Source organism: Actinopolymorpha sp. B17G11, from assembly GCF_040196095.1.
Classification (GTDB): Bacteria; Actinomycetota; Actinomycetes; order Propionibacteriales; family Actinopolymorphaceae; genus Thermasporomyces.
The window spans coordinates 58,517-74,937 of sequence record NZ_JBEFTW010000029.1; the positions used below are offsets into that span (position 1 = coordinate 58,517).

Annotated in this window: 16 protein-coding genes and 1 tRNA gene; 4 read left to right on the top strand and 13 right to left on the bottom strand. The window is 67.2% G+C overall.

The features are described 5' to 3' along the window. Positions 1 to 52 precede the first annotated feature (52 nt). From ABN028_RS25480 to ABN028_RS25510, 7 genes are all read right to left on the bottom strand, one after another. On the bottom strand, positions 53 to 940 hold the full coding sequence (locus tag ABN028_RS25480; RefSeq protein ID WP_349698374.1) for an MlaE family ABC transporter permease: 888 nt from the start codon (positions 938 to 940) through the stop codon (positions 53 to 55). Positions 941 to 1,033: 93 nt separating this feature from the next. After that, a complete protein-coding gene (locus tag ABN028_RS25485) occupies positions 1,034 to 1,807 on the bottom strand; it encodes an MlaE family ABC transporter permease (RefSeq protein ID WP_349326709.1) in 774 nt (257 codons plus the stop codon). Positions 1,808 to 1,874: 67 nt separating this feature from the next. Next, a complete protein-coding gene (locus ABN028_RS25490) occupies positions 1,875 to 2,879 on the bottom strand; it encodes an ABC transporter ATP-binding protein (RefSeq protein WP_349326708.1) in 1,005 nt (334 codons plus the stop codon). 294 nt (positions 2,880 to 3,173) lie between these two features. Then, positions 3,174 to 3,563: a 50S ribosomal protein L7/L12 gene (gene rplL, locus ABN028_RS25495; protein WP_349326707.1), complete on the bottom strand. Its 390-nt coding sequence runs from the start codon at positions 3,561 to 3,563 to the stop codon at positions 3,174 to 3,176. A gap of 60 nt (positions 3,564 to 3,623) precedes the next feature. Continuing rightward, positions 3,624 to 4,232 (bottom strand): 50S ribosomal protein L10, encoded by a 609-nt coding sequence (rplJ, locus tag ABN028_RS25500; protein ID WP_349698375.1) that lies wholly within the window; start codon positions 4,230 to 4,232, stop codon positions 3,624 to 3,626. A gap of 297 nt (positions 4,233 to 4,529) precedes the next feature. Continuing rightward, entirely contained in the window at positions 4,530 to 5,144 is a 615-nt protein-coding gene (locus tag ABN028_RS25505) for a hypothetical protein (protein WP_349698376.1), read from the bottom strand. 131 nt (positions 5,145 to 5,275) lie between these two features. Further along, entirely contained in the window at positions 5,276 to 5,848 is a 573-nt protein-coding gene (locus ABN028_RS25510) for a DUF6318 family protein (protein ID WP_349698377.1), read from the bottom strand. Positions 5,849 to 6,063: 215 nt separating this feature from the next. Between ABN028_RS25510 and ABN028_RS25515 the strand changes: the two genes are divergently transcribed. Next, positions 6,064 to 7,035 (top strand): hypothetical protein, encoded by a 972-nt coding sequence (locus ABN028_RS25515; RefSeq protein WP_349698378.1) that lies wholly within the window; start codon positions 6,064 to 6,066, stop codon positions 7,033 to 7,035. 67 nt (positions 7,036 to 7,102) lie between these two features. Here ABN028_RS25515 and ABN028_RS25520 read toward each other — a convergent pair whose 3' ends face one another. Continuing rightward, positions 7,103 to 10,210 carry an AfsR/SARP family transcriptional regulator gene (locus tag ABN028_RS25520; RefSeq protein WP_349698379.1) on the bottom strand — a complete coding sequence of 1,036 codons (3,108 nt, stop codon included), beginning with the start codon at positions 10,208 to 10,210 and terminating at the stop codon, positions 7,103 to 7,105. Positions 10,211 to 10,341: 131 nt separating this feature from the next. Here ABN028_RS25520 and ABN028_RS25525 point away from each other — a divergent pair, with 131 nt between their 5' ends. The 3 genes from ABN028_RS25525 to ABN028_RS25535 all read left to right on the top strand — a co-directional run bounded on the left by ABN028_RS25525 (position 10,342) and on the right by ABN028_RS25535 (position 13,483). Then, entirely contained in the window at positions 10,342 to 10,968 is a 627-nt protein-coding gene (locus ABN028_RS25525; protein WP_349698380.1) for a hypothetical protein, read from the top strand. Between the two features lie 14 nt (positions 10,969 to 10,982). Further along, complete coding sequence (locus tag ABN028_RS25530) at positions 10,983 to 11,510, top strand: SUKH-4 family immunity protein (RefSeq protein ID WP_349698381.1); 528 nt, start codon at positions 10,983 to 10,985, stop codon at positions 11,508 to 11,510. A gap of 293 nt (positions 11,511 to 11,803) precedes the next feature. Continuing rightward, complete coding sequence (locus ABN028_RS25535; protein WP_349698382.1) at positions 11,804 to 13,483, top strand: nucleic acid/nucleotide deaminase domain-containing protein; 1,680 nt, start codon at positions 11,804 to 11,806, stop codon at positions 13,481 to 13,483. A 98-nt stretch (positions 13,484 to 13,581) separates the two neighbouring features. On the opposite strand, the gene rplA is transcribed toward ABN028_RS25535, so the two are convergent. The 5 genes from rplA to ABN028_RS25560 all read right to left on the bottom strand — a co-directional run bounded on the left by rplA (position 13,582) and on the right by ABN028_RS25560 (position 16,393). Next, positions 13,582 to 14,295: a 50S ribosomal protein L1 gene (gene rplA / locus ABN028_RS25540; RefSeq protein ID WP_349326695.1), complete on the bottom strand. Its 714-nt coding sequence runs from the start codon at positions 14,293 to 14,295 to the stop codon at positions 13,582 to 13,584. Between the two features lie 85 nt (positions 14,296 to 14,380). Beyond that, the gene (rplK, locus tag ABN028_RS25545; RefSeq protein WP_349326693.1) at positions 14,381 to 14,812 is read right to left on the bottom strand and encodes a 50S ribosomal protein L11; all 432 of its coding nucleotides are present in this window, start codon (positions 14,810 to 14,812) and stop codon (positions 14,381 to 14,383) included. A 64-nt stretch (positions 14,813 to 14,876) separates the two neighbouring features. Continuing rightward, positions 14,877 to 15,767, bottom strand: coding sequence for a transcription termination/antitermination protein NusG (nusG, locus tag ABN028_RS25550; protein ID WP_349698383.1), 891 nt, complete (start codon positions 15,765 to 15,767; stop codon positions 14,877 to 14,879). A gap of 132 nt (positions 15,768 to 15,899) precedes the next feature. Beyond that, positions 15,900 to 16,160, bottom strand: coding sequence for a preprotein translocase subunit SecE (gene secE, locus ABN028_RS25555; RefSeq protein ID WP_349326690.1), 261 nt, complete (start codon positions 16,158 to 16,160; stop codon positions 15,900 to 15,902). Positions 16,161 to 16,320: 160 nt separating this feature from the next. Then, positions 16,321 to 16,393, bottom strand: a tRNA-Trp gene (locus ABN028_RS25560). Positions 16,394 to 16,421: the final 28 nt, after the last annotated feature.

Genomic DNA, 16,421 nt, shown 5'->3' on the forward strand with positions numbered 1-16,421 from the left:
TGCCCTGTACGTCCGTGCCCTGTACGTCCGTGCCCTGTGCGTCCGGCCATCGCTACCCCGCCAACCTGACTGTGGTGGTCGCGCCCCAGATCGCCATCGACGCCAGCAGGTCGACGACGTTGATGGCGACGATCGAGGTACGCACCGCCCGACCCACCGCGACGCCGACACCGGCCGGACCGCCCGATGCGTGGTAGCCGTAGTAGCAGTGGATTCCGATGATGACGATCGCGAAGATGACGACCTTTCCGAACGACCACAACACGTCGTACGGCGGGAGGAAGAGCTGGAAGTAGTGGTCGTAGGTGCCGACACTCTGGCCGTAGTAGCCGGTGACGATCAGCCTCGTCGCGAAGTACGACGAGAAGAGCCCGATGACATAGAGCGGCACGACCGCGGCCAGTCCGGCGATGATCCGCGTGGTCACCAGGAACGGCAGCGACGGCACCGCCATCACTTCGAGCGCGTCGACCTCTTCACTGATCCGCATCGCACCGAGCTGTGCGGTGAACCCGCAGCCGACCGTGGCGGCGAGGGCGATGCCGGCGATGAGCGGAGCGATCTCCCTGGTGTTGAAGTACGCCGAGACGAAGCCGGAGTAGGCCGACGTGCCGAGCTGGTTCAGAGCGGCGTACCCCTGCAGGCCCACCTCGGTGCCGGTGAAGAACGCGAGGAACGCGATGACGCCCACCGTGCCGCCGATCACCGCCAGCGCGCCGGTGCCGAAACTCACCTCGGCGAGCAACCGCCCCACCTCACGGCGATAGCGACGCAGCGTACGGGGTGTCCAGGCGATCGCCCTGACATAGAAGGCGAGTTGGCCGCCGAGCGCGTCGAGCCCGTCGACCGGTTTCGCTGCCAGCCTGCGGAGGGTGGCCCGGCGTCTGGCAGCCCGGCGTTGGGCTCCCAACCGGGCGGGATCGACGTGTATCTGGGTCATCGCCGCCTCACGCCCCCTTCGGCGGGACGACCTGGCGGTGTCTGCCCAGGGGGACGACCCCCTGGAACCCCCGACCCTGGCTGATCACGCAGCTCACGCCCCCTTCGGCGGGACGACCTGGAAGTAGATCGCCTGCATCACGAAGTTGGCGAAGAACAACAGCATGAACGTGATGACGACCGACTGGTTGACCGCGTCGCCGACGCCCTTGGGGCCCCCTCCTGCGTTCAATCCCTTGTACGACGCGACGATCGCGGCGATCAGACCGAACACCAGGGCCTTGATCTCGCCGGCCCACAGGTCCGGTAACTGGGCGAGGGCGGTGAACGACGCGAGGTAGGCACCGGGCGTGCCGCCTTGGAGGACGACGTTGAACACGTAGCCACCGATGACGCCGACAACACTCACGAGACCGTTGAGGAAGACGGCGACGAACATCGCGCCGACCACCCGCGGGACCACAAGGCGTTGCAGCGGATCGATGCCGAGCACCTGCATGGCGTCGATCTCCTCCCGGATCCGGCGTGAGCCGAGGTCGGCGCAGATCGCCGAACCGCCCGCGCCGGCGATCAGCAGCGCGGTCACGATCGGCGAGGCCTCGCGGACGACGGCGAGGACCATCGCCGCACCCGAGAACGACTGGGCGCCGAACTGCTTGATGAGTCCGCCGATCTGCAACGCGATGACGGCACCGAACGGGATCGACACCAGAGCCGTCGGCACGATCGTCACACTGGCGAGGAACCAGGCCTGCCGGATGAACTCCCTTACCTGGAAGGGTCCTCGTGGCACCACCTTGAGGACGTCCCACGCGAAACCGCAGAGATTACCCGTGGCGCGAAGCGGCGCCGTGAGCTGCCAACTCATGCGTCGTCTCGCTTTGCTGTACACACAGACGAGGCACCAGGCACGCTGTGTCCACTGATCCGCTCGCTCATGTCCATCCCCCGCCGCTGGGCGTGTCGGTCGGGGCGCCGACGATCGCTCCGGGCGCGGTCGTGACGTCGCGCTGGAACGAACCGGGCGGCGGGCGTACACCATGCGCCAGACACCACTGGCCGGCCGGGCGTTGGGTGTAGCGAGGCTGGCCGTTCGACGGCTCCAGCTGCAGCGGGATCGGCGGCAGTGGTGGGAGTTCGACGCCCAACGCCTGCTCTGCCGCGAGCTCGTCGGCGTCCTTCTCCTCCGCCATGCCGATCGGTCCGAACCTCTGCGCGTTGAGGAACTGGCGTACGACGGGTTCTTGCGAGCACAGGCACATCTCCCGCGGGCCGAACATCGCGAGGTGCCGGTGATAGAGCAGGCCGATGTTGTCCGGGACCGTGCGTGCGGTGTTGACGTCGTGGGTGACGATGAGGAACGTCGCGCCTGTCTGCTGGTTGAGGTCGACGATGAGCTGGTTGAGATAGGCCGTACGCACGGGATCGAGGCCGGAGTCGGGCTCGTCGAACAACACGATCTCCGGCTCGAGCACGAGCGCGCGCGCCAGGCCGGCCCGCTTGCGCATGCCACCGGAGATCTCGCCGGGCAGTTTGCGTTCGGAGCCGAGGAGCCCGACCATCTCGAACTTCTCCATGACGATGGCCCGGATCTCGGACTCGGGCCGCTTCGTGTGTTCCCGAAGGGGAAACGCGACGTTGTCGTAGAGGTTCATCGACCCGAAGAGGGCGCCATCCTGGAAGAGCACACCGAACAACCGGCGTACCTCGTACAGCTCCCGCTCACGACACGTGGCGATATCGTGACCCTCGATAAAGATGTGACCGCGTTCGGGGTTGAGGAGTCCGACAAGACACTTCAGGAAGACCGACTTCCCGGTGCCGGACGGGCCCAGCATGACGCTGATCTCGCCCGAGGGAATCGTCAGGCTGACATCCCGCCAGACCGCCTGCCCACCAAAGGACTTGGTGAGCTCCTCGACTCGGATCTCCACCCCCAAGGGACCACTCCTCACACCGTCGGAAAGGCTCACGGCCTCGATGTCATGGAGGTCGCCTCGGCTACCGGGGTCCCCCGCGGACAGCAGCCAGCACGCCCTGACCTCACCCAACGAGCAGCGCGCCGTGAGGTTACGTACGAGTTACCGCTCGGGAGGGCGCCCCATCCACCCCCTCACGTCGCACGGCGTAGACCAAGCAGAAGGGGCGGCCACCAGAAACCTGGTGGCCGCCCCTTTCGGTGCGAAGAACACATCCCGGCAGGTCGAACCCGCCGGCGTACTGCGATCTGCTGCCTACTTCACCGAGACCGACGCGCCAACGCCCTCGAGGGCTTCCTTGGCCTTGTCGGCGGCTTCCTTGTTGACCTTCTCCAGGACCGGCTTGGGCGCGCCCTCGACCAGGTCCTTGGCCTCCTTCAGACCAAGGCTGGTGAGGCCGCGGACCTCCTTGATGACCTGGATCTTCTTGTCGCCGGCGGCCTCGAGGATGACGTCGAACTCGTCCTTCTCCTCCTCGGCCGCGGCCTCGCCGCCACCGCCGCCGACAGGAGCCGGGGCGACGGCGACCGGCGCCGTCGCTGTGACGCCGAACGTGTCCTCGAACTGCTTGACGAACTCGCTGAGCTCGAGAAGGGTCATCTCCTTGAACGAGTCGAGCAGCTCATCGGTGCTGAGCTTTGCCATGGTGGCGTTACCTTCCGTGTGTGATGCCGTGGTGATGGGTGGTCGTACGTAGGTCAGGACTCACTCCGAGTCGCTGCTCTCCTGCTCGCCCGCGGACCCGGACTCCGGGCCCGCCTCGCCGGCCGACTCCGCCGACCCGGCGGCAGCCGGACCTTCGGCTTCGACCTTCGCCCGCAGCGCTTCGGCAAGCCTCGCGGCCTGCGACAGCGGCGCCTGGAACAGCGACGCCGCGCCCGCGAGCGACGCCTGCATGGCGCCTGCGAGCTTGGTGAGGAGCACCTCGCGGGACTCGAGGTCGGCGAGCTTGGTGATCTCGTCGACGGCGAGGGTCTTGCCCTCCAGGACGCCGCCCTTGATGACAAGACTCGGGTTGGCCTTGGCGAAGTCACGCAGACCCTTGGCGACCTCGACCGGGTCCCCAGAGATGAACGCGATGGCCGTGGGGCCGACCAGGAGCTCGTCGAAGTTCTCGACGCCTGCTTCCTTCGCCGCGATCTTGGTCAGCGTGTTCTTCACCACGGCGTAGCTTGCGTTGTCGCCGAGCGAGCGCCGCAGCTCCTGCAGTTGCTTGACGGTGAGCCCGCGGTACTCGGTCAACACCGCGCCGCCCGATCCGCGGAACTGGTCCGTGAGCTCGGCGACGGCGGTTGCCTTGTCCGGCCTCGCCATGGTTCTCCTTCCACTGTGTGGTGGCCCGAGGACGGGTGCCGGTCGTGGAAGGACCCGAATGATGCGAAATGCCCCGTGCAGACGCACGGGGCATGCTGTCACGGAAGCGGGGAGACGGTGCTGGGCGTACGCCCATGATCGTCGCCTGCTACGTGGCTACCACGTCACGCCTGCGCGGGCCGCCCGCATCGCGGGACCTTCAGCCACCCGAGGGCAGCAACCAGCGGTCTTCGGCAGCGCCCAGGATACGGGAGGGTTCACGAAGGGACCAAACCGCCCCCGCAACCCGGCCGGTGGTCAGTCCTTGCTCAGGACGGGACTGTTCTCGAGCACCTCGACGTCCTCGGTCACCGCCGGAAGGTTCACCGGGACGATCTGCTCCGGCGCCAGCGGCGGCACCGTGACGTCTCCCGTCCAGCTGACGTCGAGCGTCACCGTCTTCTGGCCGGGGCGTTCGAAGATGTTCGTGACGTAGAAGCCGGGGTTGTTCTCCGGCAGTCGTCCCGAGACGTACGGCCTGCCGCGCCCGGTTGCCGTACCTCCGTCCTCGAACGTCCAGGTGAGGTCGGCTTCCGCGGTGATCTCACCGTCCAGTCCGCCGTTCGGCCGGTCGATGTGGATCGGGATGCTGATCCGAGGCGGGTCCTGCGACAGGACCGTCGCGGGTGGGCCGATCCCGGCTGGATAGTTCGTCGAGACGATCGTGGGCAGGTTGATGAGGGTCCGGGCATTCGGCGAGATCTGGATGGCCGGCGCGTTCAACTGCTGGAAGACCTGGTAGTTGACCTCCCAGCTGATCTCCTGCATCGGGATGAAGTCGTCGTCGCCGGGCTCTTCGCAGTCGGCTTCGCGTCCGACCCACGGACCCGGCTCGCCGCCCAGTCCGACAAACCGGGCCAACCGTAACAGCACGTGACCGACCGCCGGAAGCGGCGATCTCGGCAACAGCACACGCACGGACAGGTCCGGTGGTTGCGCCCGACCTGCGCTCTGTCGGTTCGATGAGTACGTGCGTACTGGCCCGTGGGCTCCTGCGGCCAGGCTCAGTCGTAGGTCCATCCCGCGACATGCCAGGTGCCGTCCGCGTCCTTCTTCAGCGTGAACGTCGAGGCGTTGGGCTTGGCGGGGAACTTCTTGCTCGACCCGGCGGCGCTCACGATCTCGTAAGCGGACACGGTGCTCTTGACCTCGACGACCACCGAGTCGTGGTCCCTGCCGGAGACGTTGAACGTGGGCTTGGTGAACGTGCCGCCCTCGACCTTGCCGCCCTCTTCGTACAACTGGGAGTAGTAGGTCGCCGACATCTGGCAGTTGCCGCACTCGTCGGCGCTCATGGCGGTGACGGCCGAGAAGTCGCCGTCGGCCATCGCCTGGTCGTGGGCTGCGAGGAACTTCTGGACGAACCTCTTCGCCGCCGCCTCGTCATCGGCGGCGACGTCGGCACCTTTGGCGGCCGAGCTGGGCGATGCCGAGACACTGGGACTCGCACTCGCGGAAGGGCGCGCTTTGGTGTCCTTCTTCGGTTGGTCGGTGCTGCCCGGCGAACCGCCGCACGCCCCCAGCGCCAGGCCGAGTCCCACTGCCAGACCGGCCATCCACCCCGCTGTCGATCGCACTGTCCACTCCCGCGTTGATCTGGTGCCGCGACAAAGCCGGGCAACCGTAACAAACCGTGCGGGTGTCCTCTCAGCCGGGATTCTGATCAAACAGATCCGACCGATACGTACGAGGGCCTGTGTACGACGGCCTGTAAGCCGGCTGTTAGCCCGTTCGGACCAGTCTCGACTGCGCACAGCTCCACTGGGATGGTCGCTTGTGCGGAGGGGGCGCCATGAGGACCGAGCCGGCCGGCCAGAACGACGTGGCCGCCATCGTCGTCGGCGGGGCCGGCCTCTGCCTCCTGCTCCTGGGGCTGGCGCTGCCGTGGATGTCCGGAGCCGAGTTCACCAGCGGCTGTGAGGTCACTGGGTCGACGGCCTACGCATTCGAGTTTCGTCCCTGGTCGGTGATCTACGTCGTCTGCGCCGGCGCCCTGGTCGGTAGCCAGTTCTTCGGCAGGTTGAGGGCGCCGGGCAGGCTGGCGGTTGCCGTGCCGCTCAGGTTGGTCGCGGTGCTCGTCGCGTTCGGCGCCACGCTCGGCGCGGAGGCGATGATCCGGGCCGAGGACATCAGGTCGAACCAGCGCCTGGTCGTTCGTGGCGACGTCGGCGACTGCGACGCCGCCGCCTGGATGAGCCCGACGGGCGGCTTCTTCCTCTCCCAGCTGGTCGTCCTCGTGCTCGGGCTCATGGTCCTGCGAATCCTGCCGCGGTGGTTCCGCCTGGTGGCCTGCGCCGGCTACGGGATGCTGTTGCTCGTCGCGTCGCTGGCGATGCCGTGGGCGGAGTACCGGGCCTATGTCGCCGGCCGCGTGGAGACGGAGCTGTACTGGTTCACGTCGTACGGCTCCAAGGGTCTCGGGTATCTGTGGGGTGTGGTCACGGTCGGCGGGCTGGTCCTCCTCTCCTTGGGTACGAAGGGAGCAGCGCGCCGGATACTCGCCGCCCTCGCCATCGTCGCGACGGTCGCCGTGCTGGTGTTGCTCGGTCTCGTGGACCTGGGCGACCTGCAGGGTGCGGTCCGTCCAGAAGAATCACCGGTGTACGACGACATCGACACCGGTCACAGCACCTGGCTGGCGCTCGGGGTGGCCGGCGCCCTCACGCTGATCTCCACAGCGGCGTCAGCCCTTCGCGGACGACTTCTGCCAACGCCTCGTACGCCTGGCAAACCGGCGTTGTTCTCGAGCAGGGAAACCAGCTGAAGGGACTTCGAAGGTTCACAGCATGCAGTCTTGACCGACCGGCGAGAGGCTTCGCTATCCGACGCCCTCACTGTTCTCCGCGCGGAGCACCGCGGATCGCTTTCGTACACCATGCGTGGGCGTCGGCGATGAGTGTGGTGAACGCGGCGTCGGTCCAGCGGTACGCCGGATCGGGCGGGCCTGGAGGCTCGGCGTCGAGTCCGAGCCGCGTCGCCGCTTGCTCCAGGCCGATCGGGAGGGGCAGGCCCAGCTGTCGCCGTAGTGCGTCCCACTGGCCGGCCAGCACCGTGCTGGCCTCGTAGTCGCCGAGGTCGGCGGCGAACAAAGCCGTCTGGAGTACGCCCGGCAGCGCGTGGCGAAAGTTGGAGTGTCCCAGGCTGGCATCCAGACCGTCGACGAGCGCTGCCAGGCCGGCCGCGGGGTCGCCGGCCCGTCGGTGCGCCTCGGCAAGCAGCATCCACAACGCAGCGTGCCGCGCGCCGAGCCCCGGGTAGGCAGTACGCATCAAGTCCGTCGCCTCGGTGAGGAATCGCCTGGCCGCTTCGCACTCACCGGCGGCGAGGTGGGTGAGCGCGATCGCCCTGCGCGGCGGCTCCTGTTCGGCGGGATTGGTGATCTCGGACAACCGCGCGGAGAGTGCGTGGGTCGCGTGACGCGCCCTTGCGAGGTCGCCGCGGCATAGCGCAACCTCGATCTGCACCGCCTCCTGGGCGGGCGAGGGTGGACGGCCGGCGAGTGCCGGAGCGCGGTTGTAACGTTCACAGGCGTCGGCGGCTTCGTCGTAGCGACCCCAGGTCGTGAACACGGACGCGGTGGCCGTGAGGACCGTTCCGGCGGCCGGGTACGAACTCGCTCGCACGTCATCAACGGCACGCGCGGCATCCGCCAGCGCCTCGGGATCCAGCAAGGAGCAACGAATGGTGAGGAGGTTTGCCTGCGCCTCGAGGTGTTCGCGGGGTCGAAACCGAGCCAGGTCGTCGGTGATACCGCTCATCAGGGCGAGGTTTCCCAGGTAGTCACCGCGGATCGCGCGCAGCATAGCCTGATGGAAGCGCAGCAGGACAGCCACCTCGTGGACCGCGGCGACGTCGACGCAGGCCAACGCGCGATCGAGCCAACGCTCCCCTTCGCGAAGGTACGCCCGGTGCGTCAACCAGAACTCGAAGAGGCGGGCGGTGAGCTCCCCCGCCTCGGTGACACGGCCGCGGGCGTACGCATGGTCCAAGGCACTGCGGAGGTTCACAACATCGGCCTCGAGCTCCCGCGCGGCTGCTACCCGGTCCCGGTACCGGAGCAACCCGTCGAGGCCGCGTGCACGGTCGAGCCACTGCGCCAGGTGCCGATCGGCAACGGCCACCGTCTCACCCGCATCTGCGAGGCGTTCCGCCGCGAACACGCTGACCGCCTGCAACAGCCGGAAACGCCGTTGCTCGCCGCGCCCCTGCGGCTGGACCAGCGAACGCTCGACAAGCCTGGCAAGGACAGGCGCCACCTTCGCCTCGTCCAGTGGCGCGAACCCGCAGACCCGTTCGGCATCGGCCAGCCGGAACCCGCCGGCGAATCCGGACAGCCGGCGAAGCAGGAGACATTCGTCCGCGCCCAGCAGGCCGTACGACCAGTCGACTGTCGCCGAGAGCGTGCGGTGCCGTGGATCGCCGCCTGAGCTCGCCCGCTCCAACAGCCCTATCCCGTGCCTCAGCCGCTTGTGCAGCTCGTTGACGTCCAGCACGCGCAGCTGGGCCGCGGCGAGTTCGACAGCGAGCGGCAGCCCGTCCAGGAGCCGGCAGATCGCCGCGACGTGTGACAGATCGTCGTCCTCGGTGAGTGCGAGGGACGGCAGGGTCTCTTCCGCGCGGACGAGAAAGAGGGAGACCGCGGGTGTGTCCGGGTCGGGCAGGCTTCCTGCAGCAGGCACGGCGAGCGGCTCGAGCGGCCAGACGGCTTCCTCAGCCACACCGAGCGGTTGGCGGGAGGTCACCAGCACGGTCAGGTCCGGGCAGGAGCCGAGCAGGCGCCGGACCAGCACCGCACATTCCTCGGCGAGGTGCTCGCAGTTGTCGAGGACCAGCAGCATGCGTCGTCCGGCCAGCAGGCGTTCGACGCTACTGAGGACGTCGCCGTGCGGGTTGCTGATCCGTACCATCGCGCCGAGCGCCGCGACCGCATCCTCCGCCGACGCCAGAGCCGCAAGCGCCACCACCGCGACACCGTCGGGGAAGCGCGGCGCCATGTCCTCGGCCACCCGCAGCGCCAGCGTCGTCTTGCCGCAGCCACCGGCACCGGTGACGGTCACCAGCCGCCGGGCGGCGAGGAGGCCCAGCAGTGCGAGCTTGTCCTGGTCGCGTCCGATGAGCCGGTGAAGGTGGCAGCGCGGGCCGCGCCAGGTCGAGGCGTACGACCTCCGCTGCGGCGGCCGGCGCCCGCCGACGGACTGGTGCAGGAGACGCTCATGCGCCTCGCGTATCTCGTCGCCAGGATCGACGCCGAGCTCATCCGAGAGGCGTCTCGTCAGCCCATGCAGAAGGTCGAACGCCGCTGCCTGCTCCCCTCGGCTGGCAAGCAGCAGCGCGTGGCGCGCGTGCAGCCGCTCGTGGAACGGGTGCTCCTCCACCAACGTGGCCAGGTGTGGCAGTGCGTCGTCCGCGACGGTGCACCGGAGTGCCGCCTCGGCCAGCTGTTCGGCCGCGACCAGGCGTTCACGGTTCAGGCGTTGGGCGCGCTCGCAGGTGCGTACGGGATCCGGGGCGTCGGCGGCGACCGGTCCGCGCCACAACGCCAGCGCGCTGGTGAGAAGGGCGCACCGCTCGTCGGCATCGTGCGTGGCGGCGGCCGTCGCGACTAGGCCGGTGAACCGGTGGGCGTCGGACTCGCCGCCCGGGATGGCGAGTCGATACCCGCCGGCATCGCGGTCGATGCGTACGGCATCACCCATGTGCGTACGAAGCCAGGCGCGGAGCCGGTTGACCGCGACGTGCACCCAGGTGCGGCCGCTCGCGGGATGGTCCTCCTCCCACAACAGGTCGAGGAGCCGGTCGGCGTCTACTGATGGCTCGCTGAGCGCGAGCGCTGCGAGCAGGCCGCGCTGGGTGGCCGGCATGGAGAGCATCGACGCGTCGTTGTCGCGCCAGACTCCGACCGCGCCGAGCACCCCCACCCGAACCACCGGCTTGCCCACATCGCGCTCCCCCGCCGCCCCAAGATCACCTAGCCCGTCACCTTAACCGAGCGTCGGCCTTCCTGCTGTAAGCCAGGTGTAAGCGTGCGCTGGCCATCCTCGACCACACGTACGGAGTGGGGAGCATCGGGATGAGCCAGGTAGGCGGATCGAGGGAACCCGGGCGGGCGCTGGTCGTTGTGCTCCTCGCCGTTCTGGTCGTCGTGGCTGGCGGAGTCGGCTACGCGGCCTGGTCCTGGTCGGCCAAACCGCGCCCCCTGGACGGACTTCCTGACAACTCCACCGTCGCCGAGGCGTGTGCCGAGCGCGGGTACTTCCCTGCCGCCGCGCCCCATGACGGTTCCGGACCAGCCCCGGTACGGATCGCGATCCGGAAGGAGAAGGAGGGTGCGTACGGCGGGGACTACGAATCCCTGCTGATCCGTCCAGTGCCGGGGCAGCGCGTACCGGCCACCCTGAATCCGACGCGGAATGAGACCGCCGAGCTGATCGCCTGCCTCGACCAGACCGGCGTGGGCGAGCAGGTCGAGACCTGCCGGTTCGACAGTGCATCCGACGAGATTCCGATGTACGAAGCGACGTACGACGTCACGGTCTACGAAGCCCGCACCGGTGAGCAGGTGGGGAGGACCGCGCTCGCCGACGCCGAGCAGGCTCTCTGTCCGGCGATGCTGTTCGTCGGTGATGGCGAAACGAAGCTCTATACCGAACCCAGCGCCCGCCAACTCGACGACGCCCTGTCGGAGTTCACGTCATGAGGACGGAGGATTCCATGGACGGGACTCCGGCGTGCCGCCTGCTGGGCGATGTTCGGCGGCTGTGGGGAGACCGGCTGGCACTCGTTCCAACCGAGCACCTTCGCGACAACATGCCGGAGGACGTCCGCCTCTTCCTGGCTCAGGTAGGCCTTCCCGTGCGGTCGCCGACGTTGGTGACGTTCCGCGACAACGATCGACTCGGAGAGCTGATCTCCGCTGGAGAGGCGGAATTCTCTGCCGTAGCAGACGAGGCTGAGGCAACCCTCGGAATCAAGTCAGGTACTCACCAGATATGGGCTGTGCACCCCGAAGGCCTGTTACCTCAGCGCTTTGTGAACTCCGACCTGCCGCGATTTCTCCTTTTGCTGGCCCACTTTGATGACCACCTGCCGGATCTCCGAGATGCCGACAACCAGCAGGAAGCACGCGCACTCACCGGTCATCTGCGTCGGCTGTTCACCGTCACGGACCCAATAGCGCTGACCGATCCAGAAAGCTGGTGGAGTCTCGTGCTCGAACAGGCTGACGAGGGGTTCATGTGAAGGCCATACGGACCCCTCGCACAGTGCTCGCCCTTCTCCTGGCGTTAGCGCTCCTGGACGTAGGCATCACCTCAGCACTGGCGGTACCCCCATCAGCGGCGGCGCACTCCTCTGCCCCGAGCAATTCCCAGCCGGGCCCTCGCTTTACGCCGGACCCGCGATCTGGAGGCACCACCCGCAACGTGCCCGCACCCAGCCGTGATCTCGACTTTCGAGTCGCGCAGTACCGAGTGCGATATCAGATCCAGGCGCGGAACATCGCGATCTACGAGTGCATTCTCAATGGGGAAAGGGTGACCGTAACCACCGCCAGCGTGTCAAGCTTCAAGAACAGTCCCAAGGTGGCGATATTCGAGTTCCGGAACCAGGTGGGTAACCTGATCCAGGTCAAGGACAGTGGCGGCAACCCGATGTCAGAAAAACACCTCTCAGACATTGATGGACAGTCGGTGATCGGGAAGCACGCCGAGGAGCTCATTGAAATGATGCTCGACCATCTTGGAGTAAATTCTCAGGCGATCAACAGGATTCACTCGGAGCTCGACTTCTGCACGCTTCCGGGTCACAACTGCGGCCCGCGGGTCCAATCCAAGTTTGCCGGGGCGACCAAGACGTCGTGTTATCGCTACGGAACAGCGGAGGAACGATCTGCGGCCGAACGCAACCTACGCAACGACACTGCATATTTCACGAAGGTACTCGGCTCGGCCAGCTTGTTGTTCAACCAGGCCTCGCGAGCGAGTTACGCCGAGGTGCTGACAGAGCTGTTCAACGAATTCACAAGTCCCACGCTGGGCGGAGTGGACTTCTCGACACTGGAACTGCGATACCTCTCCGATCAACCTGGCGGCAACAAGGGCCGGGTCCTGTATGTCTTCAGCGTCGTTCCCGGACAGGATGCTCGGAAGAGTGGTCCCTTGGAAGGTGTACACCATGCGGACGAAGCGTCGGATGCATTCATGGTGTGGTTGGCGTTGCGGCCGGAGAAGTTCACCGTCAACCTCAACCCCAACGAGCCGGACCGGATCATCGACAAGGACTTCGGGCGCACGAACGCCGGCCGCGTCCTCCTCGAAGCCGACCTGCGGCTGAAGAAGACCGTCGCCAGGTTGATCCATCCGAAACGGCCGCTCGGCAAGGCATTCTGGGCACAACTCCAGGGTCCGGACAGGTGCGTCTCGATCCGTCAGTGGATCGTCCCGGATCAGGCTACGGTCCGCGATACCGGCGACGAACTCTACATTCTGGATGCGCCGTTACAGGTCCTGGCCGAAACGCTGTACCTGAAGAAGCGCGGAAACGGCCACTACGACTCCTGCCCCGGTCAGCCCCAGGCCGCCACCGACCACAACGAGGCGCTGTTTCGCCGGATGGTCCTCCCCCACGTGGAGCGGACGGTGAACGCGGCGCCCGACTACGCCGCCCTTCGTCGCGTCTACCTCAGCCGGGTCGCCGCCGAGTGGGTCCGCGACCGGCATGGCTACCAACGCACCGCCTACGACAACCTCATCGACTCCGGGCGCATCGATCGCTGGAAGCTCCGCGTGAACTGGACGCCGCAAGACACCTTCCGGCGCTATGTCCACTCCTACGAGCACGGAGAGTTCCAGGTCGCTATCCCGGGGCCCGGCGGTAGCGCTCCTACGAAGGCGTACGTCTTCGGTGGCGTGGACCTGACCAACGTGCCCAGCCGCAACGTCGGGGATGTGGAGTTCCGCAGGCGGTGGCCAGACACCGCGCAAGCGATGCGGAAAGCAGCCAGCGAACCGACATTCGACGAGAGCACGCGGCGACTGCTGGTCGGCGGTCAGACGGTGTTCCAGCAGACATCGCCCGGTTCCTCGACTGACGAGAACCAACATCGAGACGCGCCTCCGCAGCTCCCTGCGGGCGTGTTCATCGCGCTCGCGGTCGGCCTCGGGTTCGTGCTACTGCTCGCCCTCCTCTTCGTACGTACTGCAAGGAGGCGATGACAGGCGGCCCGGGTCGGGATACACGAACGCCCCCCGGCACGCGGGAGGCATTCGCGGCGGAGGGCGTTCGTAGCGAGGCGTCGAGACAGACCGCGCGATCAGGCGTTCGCGGCCTCCGCGTCCTCCACGGTCTTGGCGGGGTCGACGGGGATACCCGGGCCCATCGTCGTCGACAGGACGATCCGTCGAACGTACCGACCCTTCGACGACGACGGCTTGAGCCGGAGCACCTCGCCCAGCGCCGCGTCGTAGTTCTCGCCGAGCTGCTTTTCGGTGAACGACGCCTTGCCGATGATGAAGTGCAGGTTCGCGTGCCGGTCGACACGGAACTCGATCTTGCCGCCCTTGATGTCGGTGACGGCCTTGGTGACGTCAGGGGTCACCGTGCCGGTCTTGGGGTTCGGCATCAGGCCACGGGGACCGAGCACCCGGCCGAGGCGACCGACCCGGCCCATCAGGTCAGGCGTCGCGACAACCGCGTCGAAGTCGAGCCAGCCACCCTGGATGCGTTCGATCAGGTCGTCGGAACCGACATGATCGGCGCCCGCCGCAAGCGCGTCCTCGGCCTTCTGGCCGACGGCGAACACGAGCACGCGGGCGGTCTTGCCGGTACCGTGCGGAAGGTTGACCGTCCCGCGCACCATCTGGTCGGCCTTGCGCGGGTCGACGCCGAGGCGCACGGCGACGTCGACGGTCTCGTCGAACTTCTTCCCCGCGCCTTCCTTCGCCAGCCGCACCGCCTCGCTGGGTGCGTACAACGCGTCCTTGTCGATCTTGGACTCGGCCGATCGGTAGGTCTTGCCGCGCTTCATGATTCTCCTCAGATTCCGTCAGGTGATGGGAGTTGTGGTGCGGGCCAGCGCGTGGCCCTCCCACGGGTGTGGCACCGGAACTGCCTCAGTCGTTGACCGTCACGCCCATGGAACGTGCGGTGCCTTCGACGATCTTCATCGCCGCGTCCATGGAGGTGGCGTTGAGGTCGGGCATCTTCGTCGTGGCGATCTCGCGCACCTGGTCGCGCGAGATCGACCCCACCTTGTCGGTGTGCGGCGTCGATGATCCCTTGTCGAGGCCGGCGGCCTTCTTGATCAGTTCGGTCGCCGGAGGGGTCTTGGTGACGAAGCTGAACGACCGGTCTTCATAGATCGTGATCTCCGCCGGCACGACGTTGCCGCGCATCTGCTCGGTCGCGGCGTTGTAGGCCTTCGTGAACTCCATGATGTTGATGCCGGTTGGACCGAGCACCGTACCCACCGGTGGGGCGGGCGTTGCGGAGCCGGCCTGCAGCTGGAGCTTGAGGACGGAGGCGATCTTCTTCTTCGGGGGCATCTCGTCGGATCCTCTGTGGGTAGTACGTGGTCGCTGCGTTGTCCGTGGTGGACCGTACGACGGATCAGGACTTCTGGATCTGGTTGAACGACAGCTCGACCGGAGTCTCGCGGCCGAAGATCTCGACCAGGGCCTTGACCCGCTGGGCGTCGGGGTTGAGTTCGGTGATGGTGGCGTGCAGGGTGGCGAACGGCCCGTCGACCACCATGACCGAGTCGCCCACGGCGAAGTCGAGCACCTCGGCCTTCTTCTTCTTGCTGTCGGGCACCTTGGTCTCGACGACCACCGGCGCCAGCATCCCCTCGACCTCCTCGAGGCCGAGCGGCACCGGCTGGTGGGCGTGGCCGACGAAGCCGGTCACCGACGGGGTGTGGCGGACGGCCGCCCAGGACTCGTCGGTGAGGTCCATCCGGACGAGGACGTAGCCGGGGAGGACGGTACGCCTGACCATCCGGCGCTGGCCGTTCTTGATCTCGGCCACTTCCTCCTGCGGGACGACGACCTCGAAGATGTAGTCCTCCATGTTGAGGGACTGGATGCGGTTCTCGAGGTTGCCCTTGACCCGGTTTTCCATGCCGGAATAGGTATGGATCACATACCAGTCGCCCGGCTTGGCACGCAGCTCCGCGCGGAACTCGTCGAGAACGTCGTTGCTCTCGGTCGGTTCCTTCTCTTCCTCTTCGTCGGCAGCGTCGGCGGTTTCCATAGCGTCGGCGGTATCTGCGGCATCCGCACTGTCCGCGGCATCCGCCGCGTCCAGGCCGGCACCTGTGTCGAGGCTTGCCTCGTCGCCTTCGCCGGCGGCGCTTCCCGCCGTACCGGCCGCCTCGAACTCGCGGGCGTCGTCAGCGGAGGCCTCATCGACAGGCGCGCCACCCAGAGGGTTCTCGGCGGCGGCCGCCTGCTCCGACGCAGGACTCTCTTGGCCCTGGTTCTCGTCGTCGAGGTCGGACACTTTGGCACTCCGTCTTCTGTGAGCTTGGGTCTTCTGTGAGCTTGGGTCTTGCCTTGAGCTTGGTTGTGGTCGTACGGCGGTGGTGGTCGAAACCCGGCAGTGCTGGCTCGAAGGTGGGGTGGGTGTGCCTCGTCAGCCGAAGATCTTGAACGTCAGCCAACCGATCCCCAGGTCGAGGAGCGACACGATCCCGATCACGACGAGGACGAAGACCAGGACGACCAGCCAGTAGGTCGTGAGCTGCTCCCGCGTCGGCCAGATGACCTTGCGTAGCTCACCGACGACCTGCCGGTAGAAGAGGCCGATACGGGCGATGGGACCCCCGCCGTGTTCGCCACGCTTGTCCGGGCGAGCACGTTCCGGGGTCGCGGTCGACCCGCGCGTCTCGGTCACTGTTCGTCCTCACCGGTTCCTTCGAGCCCAGCCGGAAGCTCCGCCTGGGCGCAGCGGCCGCACATAGAAGGAACGAACGAGTGTCCCCCTTAGTGCGGTCCCTCGCGCGTCACCCGCCGCGAGCGACACGCGCGACTCCGACCGTCACGGCCGAGGCCGGCAGGGCAGGAGGGACTCGAACCCCCAACCACCGGTTTTGGAGACCGGTGCTCTACCAATTGAGCCACTGCCCTTTGGAGGTCGTACGAACCGTCCGTGCAC